The organism is Luteimonas sp. WGS1318 (assembly GCF_043187535.1).
Taxonomy (GTDB): domain Bacteria; phylum Pseudomonadota; class Gammaproteobacteria; order Xanthomonadales; family Xanthomonadaceae; genus Luteimonas.
The window spans coordinates 3,169,124-3,185,173 of record NZ_CP171131.1 but is presented as its reverse complement, the minus strand read 5'-3'; the positions used below and the strand labels follow the sequence as shown (position 1 = coordinate 3,185,173).

Here is a 16,050-nt window from a genome sequence, read left to right as displayed (position 1 = left end):
TGCTCAGTGGCGGAAGTGGCGCACGCCGGTGAACACCATCGCGATGCCGTGTTCGTCCGCGGCGGCGATCACCTCCGCGTCGCGCATCGAGCCGCCGGGCTGGATCACCGCCCGGATGCCCGCTTCGGCCGCCGCGTCGATGCCGTCGCGGAACGGGAAGAACGCGTCCGACGCCATCACCGAGCCCGGCACCACCAGGCCTGCGTCACCGGCCTTGATGCCGGCGATGCGCGCCGAGTAGACGCGGCTCATCTGTCCGGCGCCGACGCCGATCGTGCGGTGATCCTTCGCGTAGACGATCGCGTTCGACTTCACGAACTTGGCGACCTTCCAGGCGAAAAGCAGGTCGTCGAGCTGCGCGGCCGTCGGTGCGAGCTGCGTCATCACCTTGAGTTCGTCGCGTGTGACGTCGCGGTTGTCGGCGTCCTGCATCAGCAGGCCCGAGCCCACGCGCTTGACGTCGATCATGTTGCGGCCTTCGCCGTGCGGAATGCGCAGCACGCGCACGTTGGCCTTCTTGGTCGCGTAGTCCAGTGCCTCGGGTGCGAAGTCCGGCGCAATGAGCACCTCGACGAACTGGCGGTCGAGGATCACTTTCGCGGTCGCCGCGTCGAGCGTGCGATTGAAGGCGATGATGCCGCCGAACGCGGAGGTGGGATCGGTCGCGTACGCGAGTTCGTAGGCGTCGCCGCAGGCCGCGCCGACGGCGACGCCGCAGGGATTGGCGTGCTTGACGATCACGCAGGCCGGTGCATCGAACTGGCGCACGCATTCCCAGGCGGCATCGGCGTCGGCGATGTTGTTGTACGAGAGTGCCTTGCCCTGCAACTGCTCGAACGTGGCCAGCGTGCCGGGCACCGGATACAGGTCGCGGTAGAACGCGGCGCGCTGGTGCGGGTTCTCGCCGTAGCGCAGGTCCATGAGCTTGATGAAGTTGCCGTTGCTCTGGTCCGGGAACGGGCCGCGGCAGACGGCGCCGGCGTCGGACACCTCGGCGATCGACGACAGCACGTCGCTGATGCGCGCGTCGTACTGCGCGACGCGGTTGAACGCCGCGACCGAGAGCGCGAAGCGGGTGGCGCCGGCGAGCGCGCCGTCGTTGGCGTCGAGTTCGGCGAGCAGCGCGTCGTACTGCGCCGGATCGGTGGCGACCGCGACGTGTGCGAAGTTCTTCGCCGCGGCGCGCAGCATCGCCGGGCCGCCGATGTCGATGTTCTCGATGATGTCGTCGAACTTCGCATCCGGCGCGTAGGCCACGCGCTCGAAGGGATAGAGGTTGAGCACCAGCAGGTCGATCGCGCCGATGCCGTGCTCGGCCATCACCGCATCGTCGGTGCCGCGCCGGCCGAGCAGGCCGCCGTGGACCTTGGGGTGCAGGGTCTTGACCCGGCCGTCCATGATTTCCGGAAAGCCGGTGATCTCGCTGACGTCGCGTACCGGCAGGCCGGCGTCGCGGATCGCCTTGGCGGTGCCGCCGGTCGACAGCAGTTCGACGCCGCGCGCGGACAGCGCGGTGGCCAGCGGAATCAGGCCGGTCTTGTCGGAAACGGAAAGCAGGGCGCGGCCGATCTTCACGGGCGCGCCGGCAGGCACGTGGGCGGTCATGGGCGTGGGGGCGAGGCGGGTGGACGCGCGATTATAGCGGCCGCCGCCTCCGCACCCGGCCTCAGACCAGTGCGTACTCGCGCAGCTTCTTGCGCAGCGTGGCGCGGTGGATGCCGAGCATCGCCGCGGCGCGGCTCTGGTTGCCGTCGCAGAAGTTCAGCACTTCGACGAACAGCGGGATCTCGAGTTCGCGCAGTGCGACCTCGTAGAGATTGTCGGTGTCGTTGCCGTTGAGGTCGCCGAGATAGCGCTGGATCGAGACCGCGACATGTTCACGCAGCGGCGTGCGTGGCGCCTCGCGCGGGCTGCTTTCGGATCGGTCTGCGTTCAAATCGGGTCTCGGCGGATGACGACGGCGTGGCAGCCGGCGCACTGCGCCGACGGTCCGGGACGGCGGGCCAGTCTAGCGCGCGCGCCGAGCCCGGAACAACGCCGGAGCGACGCGCGGATTCAGATGAAATCGAACGCGAACGAGACTGCGTGGCCCTCGGGTTCGCGCAGCACGAGACGCACCTCGGCGCTCTGGCCGGCGGCCAGGGTGCTGCCGCGATCGGCATCGCCGAGATAGTCGGCGGGGGCGAAGGTGCGCGTGCCGACGGGGCGTCCGTCGATGTCCGACAGGGTCAGGCGCAGATTGGGCCAGCCTTGGGCCCAGCGCGCGTCGTTGCGGAACGTCGCACTGACCAGCAGCTGTGTCGGCGCCGCGGGATCGGGCCGCACGTCGCGCGCGAGCAGGGTCAGCGCGGCGGGCTCGCGCCACGCCGGCAGGCTGCAGCGCAACACGCCGCACAGCGTGGTCAGCAGCGGACGCCAGCCGGGATCGCGTGCGAGCCGTGCGCGATCGGCCAGCAGCACCTGCAGCACCAGCAGCAACGACAGCGCGACGACGCCTGCGATCAGCAGATGGCGCTGCCGGCGCGATTCACCGGCGCCGCCGCTGCGCATCCGGCGCACGAAGCTGGGCGACGGGCGGGCGATGCCCGGGCCGGGGAGGCGATTGGCCGAGCGCCGGTCGGGCACCGTCACCATGGGCGCGTCTGCCGTGGTGGGGGCCGGAGACGAGGCCGGCGCGACGGGGGCGGCCGCCGCGGTGGGTGCAGGCCTCGCGGGTTCCGTTGGCGCCGAGGGTGCAGGCGGATCGGCGTCCGTGTTGTCCGGACGGGGCGCGTCAGCCTCAGGCAGCGGCTGCACGGCGGGCGCAGACGGCGTTGCAGGCGCCGCGGCCGGCGCGGGTGTCTCCGCCCGCGGCTCCGCTTCGGGCACAGGTGCCGCAGGTGACGACGATGGCTTCAGCAGCGTGGCGACCGACGGCGCCGCCGGTGCATCGGGTGCGCGCAGCGCGCCGCGGCAGCGCGGACACCGCTCGGGTGGCAGGTCGCTCACCGGATCGGTGGCGACCAGCGTGCCGCAATGCTTGCAGTTGATGAACATGCGGCTATTGAATCACGGCGCCCGGGCCGTGGTGCCGGCTCAGCGGCGGACGCCGTCGATCCTGACCCAGTCGCCCTCACGGGTCACCGCGAGCTGCTCGAACCAGGGGCGGTAGCGGCGCAGCAGGTCCTCTTCCTGACCGTCGAGGATGCCCGACAGTGCGATCCGCCCACCGGGTGCGACCCGCTCGGCGAGCACCTCGGCCAATGCGTCGAGCGCGGAGGCGAGGATGTTCGCCAGCACCACTGGATACGTGACCTGCGGCGCCTCGGCCGGCAGGAACACCTCGAGCGCAGGGCCGACCGCGTTGCGTTCGGCGTTGTCGGCCGAGGCCAGCAGGGCCTGCGGATCGTTGTCCACGCCGACCGCGTGCGCCGCGCCGAGCTTCAGCGCGGCGAGCGCGAGGATGCCGCTGCCGCAGCCGTAGTCCAGCACCGTGCGGCCGTCGAGCGCGCCCTCGGCCGCCAGCGCGTCCAGCCACTGCAGGCACAGCGAGGTCGTGGGATGGGTGCCCGAGCCGAACGCGAGGCCCGGATCGAGACGGACGATCGCCGCGTCCGCGCCGGCCTCGTCCGGCACGTCGAGATTCCACGGCACGATCCAGGCGCGGGCGCCGAAGCGCAGCGGCACGTACTGGTCCATCCAGGCGCGTTCCCAGTCCTGGTCCTCGACGGTACGGAAGCCGGCGCGGCTCCAGTCGAGATCGCCGTCGAACGCATCGAGCGCCGCGAGCAGCGCCAGCGCGTCGGTGTCGGCGTCGAACAGCGCGGTCAGCACCACCGAATTCCACAGCGGTGTCTCGCCGACGCCCGGCTCGAGGATCGCGTGTTCGTTGCCGGTGTCGGCGTCGGCGTCGAGCATGGTCACGGCCAGCGCGCCGACATCCTCCAGCGCACGCGCATACCGCGGCTGTTCCGCCTCGCTGCACTGCAGGGTGAGTTCGAGAAAGGGCATCGACGCGGTCCGGGGAGAAGCAGGGGGCGGCATGGTGGCCGGCGGCGGGGGCGGCGTAAACCCCCGCGTGCACCGGGCCGGGCCGCGTCGGCCGGCGCGCGGGCTCAGCGTGCGGGCGGTTCGGGCGGCGGCGCCTGTTCGATGCTGTCGTCGGGCGGGGTCGACGAGCGACTGCCGTCGACATCTCGCGCGGTCACCCCGGCGGCTTCGTCCGGGCTGCGGTTGGCGTTCTGGTCGGCCGGCGTGGTGGTCTGCGGGTCGGTCGTCAGGGCTTCCTGCTGCGGGCGGCGGTCGCAGGCGGCGGTCGCGACGAGGACCAGGGCGAGCAGGGCGGGCACACGGGCGGACGGACGCATGGTGGATTCCTGACGGCGACGGTGCCTCACCTTGGGGCCGCCCCTGCATGCGGCATGTCAACGCGCGCCGAGCGACTTCTGCCGGGCCACCGCCTCGCGTGCGAAGTGCTCGCGGGTGCCGACGACCATCTCGGTCAGCCAGTCGATCAGATACGCCGTGTACTGCTGCTGGTGGCGCTTCTCGGTGAGCGCGTGGTCGGCGCCGCGGATCACCCGCGAGGTCAGCGAGCGCGCGCTGCGGAAGGCGCCTTCGAAGTTCTTCGTCACCCGGTGCGGCACGATCGTGTCGTGCTCGGCTTCCACCAGCAGCACGTCGCCGGTGTAGGCGGCCGCGGCGCGCAACGCGAGGTTGTCGGCGGGGGCGAGCACGGATTCGCGATACGCCATCAGGCCGGGGTCGGCGTTGAGCGCGGTCTTCGGCGCCTCCCAGCCCGGGTCGGGATAGATCGCCGGCGAGCGCAGCGCCAGCCAGCGCACGGCGCGCAGGCGCGTCAGCAGCGCGGCGAGGTAGCCGCCGTAGCTGATGCCGACGACCGCGATCGCATCCGGATCGACGGCCGGCACCGCGGCCAGATGGTCGTAGGCGGCGACGAGGTCGTCGAGGTTCTGTGCGCGCGAGACGCGGTCGCGCTGGCCGGCATCGCGCGCGTGGCCGCGCAGGTCGAACGTGAGGCAGATGCAGCCCAGGCCCACCGCTTCGCGTGCGCGCACCAGGTTGTGCTGCTGGCGACCGCCCCAGCCGTGCACGAACAGCACGCCGGGCACCGATTCGGCCGGGGCGAGCAGGGTCGCGCTGAGGCGATCTTGATCGACCGGGATCTCAAGCGTGGAGAGGCGGGCTTCCATCGGGCTCCTCGAATGCGAACGGGGCGCCGGTGTCGGGGCCGGCGTGGCGGAACTTGGCGATCAGGCCGCAGCGCGGATCGTCGAGCACACAATAGACCTCCGCCTGCGGCGGCACGCGCACCGGGCCGTGGCATTCGACGGTCGAGGCGAGCACGCGGCCGAGTCCGGGCTCGCGGTCGAGCAGGTCGAAGGCCGCCAGTTCGGCCGGCGTGGCGCCGCCCACACGCCACGACTGTTCGAGCACGCCGCCATGCGGATGGCCGTGAGCGTCGCTGCCCCACAGCACGTCGTAGTTGCGTCGCGAGCACAGCAGCTGCGGATAGGCTGCCTGCGCGCCGCGGTCGTAGGCGATCGCCATCTCCACCGTGCGCCGCAGGCGCGGCTGGCGGAAGACGTCGAGCAGATCGGGCAGGCGCCCGCGCACCACCGACAAGGTCGAGCCGCCGTAGACCGGACGGCCGTGGCGATCGCGGCCGAGGCCCTGCGTGCCCACGTAGGCGATGCTGCGTCCGCCTAGACGCATCTCGCCGACGCTGTAGGTGGCCGGCTGCGCGACGTCGATCTCCACGACGATGCCGGCATCGAGATCGGCGGGCGTCAATGCGGCGAGGAGTCGCCGGCAGGCATCGAGATCGCGCACGACGTGCTGGCCGCCGCCGCCGATGCCGTCGGCGAGCTTGATGCGCACCGCGCGCGCCGAGGCGAGCAGCGTCGCCGCCGCGCGCAGCAGATCGCCGCGCGCGAACACGCTGTAGCCCGGGAAGGTCACGGACTGCAGCTGCGCACCGAGGTCGGCGTTCCATCCGGGCGGCGCCGCGGCGCCGGGATCGACCAGGCCGTGGGTGATGACCTTGCTGGCGACGAATGCCGCGGGCACGACGCCGCCGAGCAATGCCGCCTCGTCCTGCAGGTCCCACCGGGCGGCTTCTTCGGCATCCAGTGTGTTCTGCGGCACGAGAAACGCATCGGCGCGCGGCGCGGGCAGCGTGTCGGCGAATCCGTCGAACGGCACATCGAGGATCCGCGCGACCTGGGCGGCGATCCAGCCCAGCGTCGCGCGCTCGTGGCCCGGGCGGGCGGCGGACGCGCCCGGCACGGCGATCACGCGCGCCGGGCGGGGACGGGACAAATGCGGCGGGGTGGGAATCGTGAGCATCGGCGCGCCTGCGTGATCGGCGCCCGGTGACGGCGACGCCCGCTGCCGCGCGTTGCGCGCGCGGCCCGTTCCTCCCGCCAGCAGCATAGCGGTCGGCCGGCGACTCTGTGCGGGCTGCCTGGGCCGTCGTGTGAAGCGGATCGCGGCGCGCGGCACCGGGGTGTGCAGCGCCTTCCCGGGGCGGCAGGTGACCGCGCGCACGCTTCACGCGGTACGCGGCAGCCGACCGGCGCCGATCGGCTAGAATTCCCGCTCCGCGCCCTTATGCCGGACTGCCGCGGCCGCAGCGTGGCCGTCATCCGCAGGACCGCACGTGTTGGTCAGAGTGTTCGCCCTCATCGCGCTCGTCGGAGCCGTGGTCACGTCGATGACGACCTGGCGCGCGCCCGTGCCCGGGGAGGTGCCCGTGGATGCGGTGCGCGTGCCGGCGCAGGTGCAGGCGCAGGATCCGGCGCCTGCGGCGCCGACCATCACGCCCCGTCCGGCCGTGCAGCCCGCGCAGGCCGGCCCGGCCCGCGCCCTGGCTGCGGTGGCACCCCTCCGGCGCTGGAGTTCGCGGCAGCAGGAATTCGAGCGCACCGACGACCTGTTCGCCTTCGCCCGCCGGCTGCAGCCGGCAGCCGATGCCGGCGATGCCGAAGCGCGCTGGCTGGTCAGTCGCGTGCACGAGTACTGCGGCGGCTATGCCCGCGCGCCGGTCGACTACGAGCGCGACACCGCGTTGATGGCCCAGATCGGCCCGCGCGTCGCGCGTCCGCTCGGCGAGGCCCGCAGCCGCGTCGCGGCACGCTGCGTGCGCTTCCTGCCCGACGACGTGGCCGGCTTCGTCCAGCTGGTGGCCCAGCGCCAGGACGCCGCACTGGCCGGCAGCCTCGCGGCCGAGGCTGCGCTGCTCACCATGGGCGAACCGCTCGACGACGACGATCTCTACCGGCGCGATCTGGTCGAGCGCGTGCAGGCCTCGCGCGATCCCGAGGCGTACATGGCGCTGGCGCCGGCGATGGGCCTGGCGGCCGCCGACGACGTCGCGCTCGCTGGCACGGTGGCCGGCACCCAGGCGTCGGAACTCGCCTGGCAGGTCGCGGCCTGCCGGCTCGGGCTCGACTGCAGCCAGACGGGCGCGCTGATGACGCAGTACTGCGCCAATGGCGGCATTTGCGCGCGCGCGCCGCAACAGGATTTCTCCACCTTCGTGCGTCAGGCGGCGGGTTCGCCCCAGGACGCGGACGAGGTGGACCAGATGGTGAACATGCTCGTGGTCGAGCAACCGCTCGGAATGGTGATGAGATGACGAAGCGAATGACGTCGCGCCGTGTGCGCTTCTGGTTCTGGGTGGCGCTGTTCGGCGGCTACTCGGTCGCGGTGGCCGGGGTCGTGGTCGACGCGGTCGGCGCGCAGTACCGGCGCCTGTCCCAGGTCGAGGCCACCACCGTCGATGCGCCCGAGGCGCAGCGCCAGCTCGGGGCGGCCCAGATCGCCGCGCTGTACCGCGCGCAGAGCGACACCCCGTTCCGCACCTTGCCGGCCGGCGAGACCTTCCGCGTGGTCTGGCCGGACGGCTCGAGCGAGGTGGTGCGCATCGTCAGCCAGTCCGACGCGCACGGCGCACGACCGGCCGACGGCGGCGCTGTCGCCGACGCGCTGCCGCTGGGCCCGATCGAGCTGGAAGTCCAGCCGGTCTCGACCGAAGCGCCGCGCCGCGACCCGGCGTGGATGGCCGAGAGCATCGGCCACTGACTCCTGCGCCTGCAGCCCGCGCGGGCTCAGCGCATGGCCGGTGCCGGGCGTTGTGAAGCGGGACGCGTGCGCCCGTTCCGTGCAGGCGCGTGCGAGGCCGCATCCGGCGCCAGATCCAGCACCTCTCCGTTGACGAGGTCCAGGCGGACATGGGCGGTCGGCGCGCCCGTCGCCAGCTGACGCACGATTCCGAGCAGCGGGCCGACGCGGCCCCGCAGCAGCGCGACCACCGGTGTCTCGGCCGCGAGCGCATTGCCTGTGGCGGCCGGGGCCGCCCCGTCGGCGGTGAACAGGTCGGCCAGCAGCGCGTACTGCGCCAGGCGCGACGCGGGGATGTCGTCGAAGGCGAGATCGCCGGCGTTGGCCAGCCGCATCATGTCGACCGCCAGGTCGAACATCGTCCAGTCGGCGAGTGCCTCGAGGCTGAGCTGCCGCTCCCCGGCCAGTCTTCCGACGCGGTCCCGCGCCTCTTCGATGGCCGCCTCGGTCCCCGGCGCTGCTGGGCCCGGGGTCGCATGCGCGGTGTCGGCGAGGCACGCGGCGAGCGCAGGCGGCGCGCCCGAGGCCGATGCGGTCATCCAGCTTCGGAGCGTCATCGTGTCCGGCAGTTGCGAGAGCACCAGCAGGTCGGCGCCGGTCAATGGACTGCGCACCAGCGCACGCAGATCACACGGCCAGTCGGCATCGAGCAGGCGCAGGCGGACCAGCTCCGTCAGCGCGTCACGCGCGAAGCTGCGGTAGTCGCCTGCCTCGAGGATCGCCGGGTCCCAGCGCGCGGCCGCCGAGGTTGCGCGTTCCTCGCGATACAGATCGAAGAACGCGTCGAATCCCGGCACCGTCTCGACGCGCACGGTCTGCACGTCGACGCGATCCACACCCTCGACCGTCATCAGCGTGTAGGCCGGCACGTAGGCGGCCAGCGACGGCGCCTGGATGTTGAACAGCGCGTGGCCATCGGGTGTGCGATGGACGGCGATGTCGTTGAGGTGCATGTGCCCGCCGACATGCACCCGCAACCCCGTCTGCGCGAGGGCGCCGGTGGTGGCGTTCGCCGGGCGGCGCGCGAGCTGCATGGCCTCCGCACCGAGCACGGTGCCGATGTCGTCGGAGGCGCCGTTGAAGAATTCGGCCATGGGGAAATGGCTGAAGGCGATGACCTGCTTGCCTTCCGCCGCGCCGCGCGCCACCACGTCCGCCAGCCACGCGATCACATGCGGCTTGTGCCGCCGCATCTGGTCGTAGCCGTGATTGCCGGAGCCGGTGAACGCGTCGCCGCCGGTCGGCAGATAGACGTTCGCATCCAGTCCGACCAGCCACAGGCCCTCGACCGGTTCGACGACGTACGAGGCGTCCGGCAGTTGCGCACAGAGGGCCTCGGCCGGCTGCGGCGCCTGATCGCCGGCGCGGTCGTGGCAGACCGTGGACACGCGGTTGGACCACTGCGCCTGCTCGCGGGCGCGTTCGAAGTCGTAATCGCCGCTGCCGTAGGTGCTGTAGGGCGTCGCGTAGTAGCGATACTGCGGTTCGGGCATGAACCCGTGGCCGGCGAGCGCGGCGGTGATGCCGGCATGCCCCAGGTGCCGCACGTCCTCGGTGCAGTACACCGGGCCCGCGGGGCCGGGCTGCGTGCTGCCGGCAGCATCGCGGCAGGCCGCATGCCCGCCCCGGCTGTAGACCGGCTGCGGGCCGAGCGTGCCGGTCTGCGGGTTCCGGCCGAGATAATCCGGCTTGCCGCCCGGCTGGTCGTGGGGCCGGACCGGATCGTGATTGCCGGGCACGGCGAAGAACTCGATGCCGTAGCGGTCCGCATACGTGTCGAGGATGCGCACGAGTCCACGCATGTGCACCGGCTGCCCGTCGTCGGAAAAATCGCCGGGCAGCGCAATGATGCGCACGCCGCGGGCGACGGCGTCGTCGAGCGCGGCGAGAAACGCGAATGCGTTCTCGTTGAACAGCCGGGTCGAGGTCAGCTGCGCCTGCATCGTGCGGATCGTCGCGCGCTGGCCGGTGCGCGGATTCGCCACCCCTTCGAACGTGCCGGGTTCGAACGTCGCGTGGACGTCGTGGAAATGCACGTCGGGCATGAAGGCGATGCGTACCGGCGCCTGCGGCCCGGCCCGGTGCGCGGCGTCGTCGGCGGCTGCGCCGGTGGTGGCCGACAGCAGCGCGCACAGCGCAAGGGCCAGCCAGGTGTGCCGTGCGCCCACCGCCGCTTGCGCGGCGTGTCCGGCCGGCAGCTGTGGACCTGTCGGTCCGGGCGCCGCCTGCGGCCGGGCACGCCGCGCTGCGCTGCGCACCGTCAGAAGTCCGCCCGCAGGCCCAGGCTGATGCGACGGCCTGACAGTTCGTACATCGTCGGGAACGACGGGTCCATCGTGTAGCCGGTGGTCGCCTCGTCGGTCAGGTTGATGCCCTTGAGGCTCAGCTTGAGGTTGTCGGCCAGGCGCACACCGATCGACACGTCGAGCTGGCCGTAGGCATCGCGGTAGATCGGATACATGTTGTAGCCGATCGATTCGACGTACTCGCTCTTGTGGTTGTAGGACACGCGGGCGTCGAAGCGCGGGTTCTCGTAGTACGCGGTCAGGTTCCAGGTTTTCTCGGCCAGGCCCGGCATCGGGGTCTGGATACCGAGGTCGGATTCGCCGGCCAGCGAACTGTCGAGCATCGTGTAGTTGGCGTTGATGCCGAAGCCTTCGAACACCGGGTGCAGCATCGTCAGCGGCAGCTGCGCGATCAGTTCGACGCCGTCGACCTCGTACGCGCCTGCGGCGTTGACCGGCTGGTAGACGTCGAAATCGTAGATGCCGTTGAGAGTGCCGTTGGCGTTGTACACCGGCACGTCGGCGACCACGCCGGTCAGCGCGTTGATCACCACGCCGTCGATCTTCTTGCGGAAGTACGACGCGGCCAGCAGACCGCCGTTGCTCAGGTACTTCTCCAGGCCCACTTCCCACTGGTCGGCGTAGGTCGGCTCGAGCGCCGGGTTGCCGTCGGTGAAACGGTACGAGCTCCAGCTCGCGGTGCGCTTGTAGGCGATGTCGGTCATCGCCGGTCGGATCAACGTCTCCGACGCCGCGGCGCGCAGCAGCAGGCCGTCGGCGAGTTCGGCGGTGAGGTTGAGGCTCGGCAGCACGTCGCTGTAGTCGCCGTCCATCGACACCGGCGTGTCGGTGTAGCCGGTGCTGCCGTCGGGGTTCTGCACCGGGTGGTAGCCGAACGAGGTCACCGAGGTGTCGATGTAGCGGGCGCCGCCGTTGATCGTGACCGGCACGCGGCCGAGGTCGAAACCGAGATTGGCCATCGCATACAGCGCGGTGGTCGTCTCGTCGACGCGGTAGTACTGCGCGTCGTCGAACGGCGTCGAGAAGCCGGCATAGCGGAAGGTGTCGCGCGCATAGGCGTTGGAGGCCATCTGCCAGTCGAGATCGCGCGCGCGGTAGGCGCCACCCGGCACGATGTCGGCGATCGGCCGCAGCTGGCTGTCGGCCAGCGTGCGCGTGTTGACCCAGCTGTTGTTGCCGGCCGACGGCCCGCCGATCTTGGCTTCGCCGTATTCGCGCTCCTTGGACTTGTCGGTATGGCGCGCGCCGAACTGCACGTCGCGCAGCGCGGGCAGGAAGGCCAGGTCGAGCGTCTTGCGCAGATTGACCTGGGCCGCGTACTTGTCGTCGCTGATCTGTTCGCGCGTGGTCTCGTAGGCCTCGAACAGATAGCGCTCGGGCGAGGCGTACATGTCGAAACCGGCCGACGATGCGCTCGGAATCGTCTCGCCGCTGTTGCCGTTCCAGCGCGTGCGCGACGGTGCGTAGGCGACGTGCTTGAGGTTGGCGTAGTCCAGGCTCTTGCGGGCGCCCGAATAGCCGAGCAGCGCGTCGATGCTCCAGCTGTCGCCGCGCCAGTCCAGCGCCGCGCTGTACTGGCGGAAATCGGTCTCGTTGATGCGCTCCTTGCTCAGGAACTCGTGCTGGGTGGCGGTGTAGGACACGTCGCGCAGCACCAGGATGCCGTGCTGGGCCAGCGTGGTGTCGTCGTATTCGTGGATGGTCTCGAGCGTGCTGCGGCTGGACGCCGAATACGCGGCGGCGTCGTACTCGTCCTCGGTGGAGTCGTAGCCGCCGACCAGCGCATCGAAGGTCAGGCTGAAATCGCGGCTGGGCTTGAACTGCAGCGACGCGGTCGCGCCCCACTTGTCCTGCTCGTTGAGGAACACGCGGTCGCCGACCTTGTCCTGGAACACGATCAGGTTGGACTCGTCGGTGTTGGCGCGGTTGCCGATCTGGCGGCCGGTGTCACGCTCGATCACCGCTTCGGCCTGTGAACCGCGCACGCCCGACGCACCGAGGAAGCGCGACATCGGACGGAAGTTGATGCCCGAGGTCGCGTCGGTGCGGTTGGTGCGCTTGGCCGACGAGATCGATACCAGCGCGCCCCAGTCGCCCCAGGTGTCGGAGGCGAGGAAGGCGATCTTCGGGTCGGTTTCCTCGGAGATCGAGTTGTAGGCGCCTTCGAACGACGCGACCAGTTGCCGCGTGCTGTAGTCGAACGGCCGCGCGGTGGAGATCTTCACCGAGCCGGCGATGCCGCCTTCCTCGTCGGCTGCGGTCGGCGACTTCTGCACCGTGACCTGCTGGATGATTTCCGAGGCGAAGATGTCGAACTCGACCTCGCGGCCGCCGCTGCCCGACGCCGTGGCCAGATCGTTGATCGACACGTGCGTGTAGTCGGACGGCAGGCCGCGCACGTTGACGCGCGAGCCCAGGCCCTTGTTGCGCTCGATGGTCACGCCGGGCATGCGCTGCAGCGCCTCGGCGAGGTTCTGCTCCGGGAAATCAGCGACGTCGGTGGCGACGATGGAATCCGAGAAGCCGATGTTGTCGCGCTTCAGATCCACCGCCTGTTCGAGGCTTCGGCTGTAGGTGCCGGTGACCACCACGCTGTCGAGCTGCTGGACGCTGGCCTGCGTATCGGGCGCCTGCTGCGCGAGTGCCTGCAATGGCACCGTTGTCATTCCGGCCACCAGCAGGCCGTGGATCAGCAGGCTGAGCGGCTTGCGAAGCGGGACGTAGAGGGCGGTGGACCGGGTGCGGTGGGTCATGGGGGGCTCGGTAGGGTCGACGGGACGCACGGCGACATGCCGGGGCGGACGTGCCCGGCAGGTCGTCGTGCGTGAAGCCGCGCAGGCTAGGGACCGAATGTGATGCTTTGATTTCGCTGGTGTGGCGATCCCGCGTCGCGGCGCGCGCCGGGCCGCCGGATCGGCGTTCTGTGACACCGACGCGCGCGAAGGTCGGCCCGCGCCGTCACGGGTGCACGCGCTTGCGATGCAGGTTCCGTCGCGGCATCCGCCCACGTCCCGTCATGCGTTCGCCGAAGACGCTGCGAGGCGCCGGCCTTCTGCGCGGACCCGGGCCGCGGCGTGTCCGTCCGCGGACTGCGTGTCGTCAGCGTGCGGACCGCGACCGGGCGCCGCGGCGTCGCCTGCGCCGCGCTTCGGCGATGCGCGACCAGACCCCGATCGAGTGGAACTGCAGCACGCACAGCGCGAGCAGGGTCCAGCCGATGTTCAAGTTGAGATAGACGCCGGCGGCGCGGTTCAGCGCTGCGGATTCCGCGCGGCGCAGTGCCGGATTGCCCTCGCCGAGCAGCATGTGCAGCGCCTGCGCGGTCGAGATCGACAGCCAGTCGCCGTAGCGGGCGAGGCCGTACGCCCCGTAGACGACGCAGGCCGCCGTCGCCAGGGCCAATGCGCCGGCGAACCACGCCAGCGGCCGGCCGGCATCGCGCACGCGGGGCAGCAACTGGATCGCGGCCACGCTCCAGACGAGAAGGGCCACAGCGCAGGCGTAGAGAAATACCATGTACAGCTCCGGGGTCGCAGACTTGCAGCACGCCGCGCGGATGGTCCGCGATCGGCGCGCCAGGGTGCGATGTGACAGTGACCGGCATGCGCCTGTGTCGACATCGCCCGGTACGCTGGCACACCGCGCGTCGCCATCGCATCGTCGTGAAGTGCCCCGCGATGCGCACCCGCACACCAGGATTCCGATGACCCCGCTGGACCCCGCCTCGATCCGCCTCTCCGTGGCCCCGATGATGGACTGGACCGACGTCCATTGCCGTCAGTTCCACCGCATCCTCGCGCCGGGCGCGCGCCTCTACACCGAGATGGTGCATGCGAACGCGGTGATCCACGGCGACCGCAGCCGGCTGCTGGCCGCCACGCCCGAGCAGGCGCCGCTGGCGCTCCAGCTCGGCGGCAGCGAGCCGGCGTTGCTGGCCGAGGCCTCGCGGATCGCGGCCGGGCACGGCTTCGACGAGATCAATCTCAACTGCGGCTGCCCGTCCGACCGCGTGCAGGCCGGACGGTTCGGCGCCTGCCTGATGCGCGAACCGGCGCTGGTGGCCGACTGCGTGGCGGCGATGGCGTCGGCGAGCGCCGTGCCGGTCACGGTGAAGTGCCGGCTGGGCGTCGACGAGGACGACGACTACGCGGTGTTCCGTGATTTCGTCGACGGCGCCGTCGCGGCCGGCGCAGCGCTGGTCGTCGTGCACGCACGCAACGCCTGGCTCAAGGGCCTGTCGCCGAAGGAGAACCGCGAGGTGCCGCCGCTGCGTTACGACTGGGCGCACCGGCTCAAGCAGGAGCGGCCGGCGCTGCCGGTGGTCGTCAATGGCGGGATCGCGACGCTGGACGCGGTGCAGGCGCAGCTCGCGCACGTCGACGGCGTCATGCTCGGGCGGGCCGCCTACCACGACCCCTACCTGCTGCACGCGGCCGACGCGATGCTCGCCGGCCGTGACTGCCGGCCGCGTGCCGAGCTGCTGCGCGCGCTGCGGCCCTATGTCGAGGCGCGACTTGCCGAAGGCGTCGCGCTCAAGCACATCACGCGCCACATTCTCGGGCTGTTCCATGGCCAGCCCGGCGGGCGCATGTTCCGCCAGATCCTCAGCGAGGGCGCACACCGTCCGGATGCCGACTGGGCCCTGGTCGAGCGCGCCATCGCGGCGACCGAAGGCGTGCGTTCGCGCGTGGCCGCATGATCACCCGCGATCCCGAAGCGTTCTTCGCATTCGCGCGCGACTGCCCGCCGGATGCCACGCGCGCAACGCCACGTGCCGCGTTCCTGTTCGCGCCCGACGGCTTCGTGCGCGCCGACGAGTCGGCGCACGACAACCATTACATGGCCGATGCCGCGGCGTTCGACGCCGGCGCCGCGCAGGCCCAGCATCGCGCGCTGCACCGGCGGATGGCGGCGGTGCTGCCGACGGTCTGCTTTCCGGGTGCCGACGACACGCCGGACGCGGTGTTTCCCAACAACGTCTTCGCCACCGTGCCGGGCCGGTCGATCGTCGGGCGCATGCACCATGCGGTCCGCCGACGCGAGGCCGGACGCGGCGACATCCGCGGATTTCTGCGCGATCTGCTGGGTTACCGGGAGATCGACCTGTCGGACCAGCCGCATCCCTGCGAGCTGACCGGCGCACTGGTGGTCGATCGCGCCCGCGGCCTGGGTTTCTGCGGGCTCTCGGCGCGCTGCGATGAGGACGGTGCACGCCTGATGCACGCGGCATTCGGCCTGCGCGCCACGCTGCTGTTCGATCTCGCCGACGGCGAATACCACACCAACGTCGTCCTTGCCGTGCTGGCAGGACGTGCCGCCCTGGTCTGCCGCGACGGCTTCGCCGACCCGGCGGTGGCCGACGCGATCGCCGGCTTCTACGCGCATCGCGTACAGCTGTCGCCCACCCAGAAGTCGGCCTTCACCGGCAACGCGATCGCGCTGTCCGCGGACAGCGTCTGGATGAGCGCAGGCGCGGCGCTGGCGCTCGACGATCCGGGGCGCCGTGCGATCGCGGATGCAGGCTTCCGGATCGAGGCCGTGCCGCTCGACGCGATCGAGGCGGCAGGGGGTTCGCTGCGATGTTGCGTTGCGGAAATCTATTGAGCGGACCATCATCGAA

Annotated in this window: 13 protein-coding genes and 1 pseudogene; 4 read left to right on the top strand and 10 right to left on the bottom strand. The window is 71.3% G+C overall.

Annotated elements, in window-relative coordinates; all coding sequences use genetic code 11:
• Positions 1–3 precede the first annotated feature (3 nt).
• From purH to ACF3M1_RS14420, 7 genes and pseudogenes are all read right to left on the bottom strand, one after another.
• Complete coding sequence (gene purH, locus ACF3M1_RS14450) at positions 4–1,605, bottom strand: bifunctional phosphoribosylaminoimidazolecarboxamide formyltransferase/IMP cyclohydrolase (RefSeq protein WP_394001796.1); 1,602 nt, start codon at positions 1,603–1,605, stop codon at positions 4–6.
• Between the two features lie 61 nt (positions 1,606–1,666).
• Complete coding sequence (gene fis / locus ACF3M1_RS14445) at positions 1,667–1,936, bottom strand: DNA-binding transcriptional regulator Fis (RefSeq protein ID WP_394001794.1); 270 nt, start codon at positions 1,934–1,936, stop codon at positions 1,667–1,669.
• 119 nt (positions 1,937–2,055) lie between these two features.
• The gene (locus ACF3M1_RS14440) at positions 2,056–2,634 is read right to left on the bottom strand and encodes a DUF3426 domain-containing protein (protein ID WP_394001792.1); all 579 of its coding nucleotides are present in this window, start codon (positions 2,632–2,634) and stop codon (positions 2,056–2,058) included.
• Positions 2,635–3,075: 441 nt separating this feature from the next.
• Positions 3,076–3,990, bottom strand: coding sequence for a 50S ribosomal protein L11 methyltransferase (gene prmA, locus ACF3M1_RS14435; RefSeq protein WP_394001790.1), 915 nt, complete (start codon positions 3,988–3,990; stop codon positions 3,076–3,078).
• A gap of 104 nt (positions 3,991–4,094) precedes the next feature.
• The gene (locus tag ACF3M1_RS14430) at positions 4,095–4,346 is read right to left on the bottom strand and encodes a hypothetical protein (protein WP_394001788.1); all 252 of its coding nucleotides are present in this window, start codon (positions 4,344–4,346) and stop codon (positions 4,095–4,097) included.
• A gap of 69 nt (positions 4,347–4,415) precedes the next feature.
• A pseudogene (locus tag ACF3M1_RS14425) lies at positions 4,416–5,192 on the bottom strand (alpha/beta hydrolase family protein); the annotation flags it as partial.
• Positions 5,167–6,321, bottom strand: a complete 1,155-nt coding sequence (locus tag ACF3M1_RS14420; protein ID WP_394001786.1) for a DUF3182 family protein — start codon at positions 6,319–6,321, stop codon at positions 5,167–5,169. The gene ACF3M1_RS14420 and the pseudogene ACF3M1_RS14425, both read right to left, overlap by 26 nt.
• A gap of 394 nt (positions 6,322–6,715) precedes the next feature.
• Between ACF3M1_RS14420 and ACF3M1_RS14415 the strand changes: the two genes are divergently transcribed.
• Together ACF3M1_RS14415 and ACF3M1_RS14410 are read left to right on the top strand one after the other, a co-directional pair.
• Positions 6,716–7,639, top strand: a complete 924-nt coding sequence (locus ACF3M1_RS14415) for a hypothetical protein (RefSeq protein WP_394001784.1) — start codon at positions 6,716–6,718, stop codon at positions 7,637–7,639.
• An 8-nt stretch (positions 7,640–7,647) separates the two neighbouring features.
• A complete protein-coding gene (locus ACF3M1_RS14410) occupies positions 7,648–8,085 on the top strand; it encodes a hypothetical protein (protein ID WP_394001782.1) in 438 nt (145 codons plus the stop codon).
• 26 nt (positions 8,086–8,111) lie between these two features.
• Here the strand turns inward: ACF3M1_RS14410 and ACF3M1_RS14405 are convergent, their stop codons facing one another.
• The 3 genes from ACF3M1_RS14405 to ACF3M1_RS14395 all read right to left on the bottom strand — a co-directional run bounded on the left by ACF3M1_RS14405 (position 8,112) and on the right by ACF3M1_RS14395 (position 13,946).
• Positions 8,112–10,292 (bottom strand): metallophosphoesterase, encoded by a 2,181-nt coding sequence (locus ACF3M1_RS14405; RefSeq protein ID WP_394001780.1) that lies wholly within the window; start codon positions 10,290–10,292, stop codon positions 8,112–8,114.
• A 92-nt stretch (positions 10,293–10,384) separates the two neighbouring features.
• Entirely contained in the window at positions 10,385–13,183 is a 2,799-nt protein-coding gene (locus tag ACF3M1_RS14400) for a TonB-dependent receptor (RefSeq protein ID WP_394001778.1), read from the bottom strand.
• 346 nt (positions 13,184–13,529) lie between these two features.
• A complete protein-coding gene (locus tag ACF3M1_RS14395) occupies positions 13,530–13,946 on the bottom strand; it encodes a hypothetical protein (RefSeq protein WP_394001776.1) in 417 nt (138 codons plus the stop codon).
• Between the two features lie 187 nt (positions 13,947–14,133).
• Between ACF3M1_RS14395 and dusA the strand changes: the two genes are divergently transcribed.
• Together dusA and ACF3M1_RS14385 are read left to right on the top strand one after the other, a co-directional pair.
• Positions 14,134–15,129, top strand: coding sequence for a tRNA dihydrouridine(20/20a) synthase DusA (dusA, locus tag ACF3M1_RS14390; RefSeq protein ID WP_394001774.1), 996 nt, complete (start codon positions 14,134–14,136; stop codon positions 15,127–15,129).
• Positions 15,126–16,034, top strand: coding sequence for an arginine deiminase-related protein (locus tag ACF3M1_RS14385; protein WP_394001772.1), 909 nt, complete (start codon positions 15,126–15,128; stop codon positions 16,032–16,034). Before dusA ends, ACF3M1_RS14385 begins: the two co-directional genes overlap by 4 nt.
• Positions 16,035–16,050 lie beyond the last annotated feature (16 nt).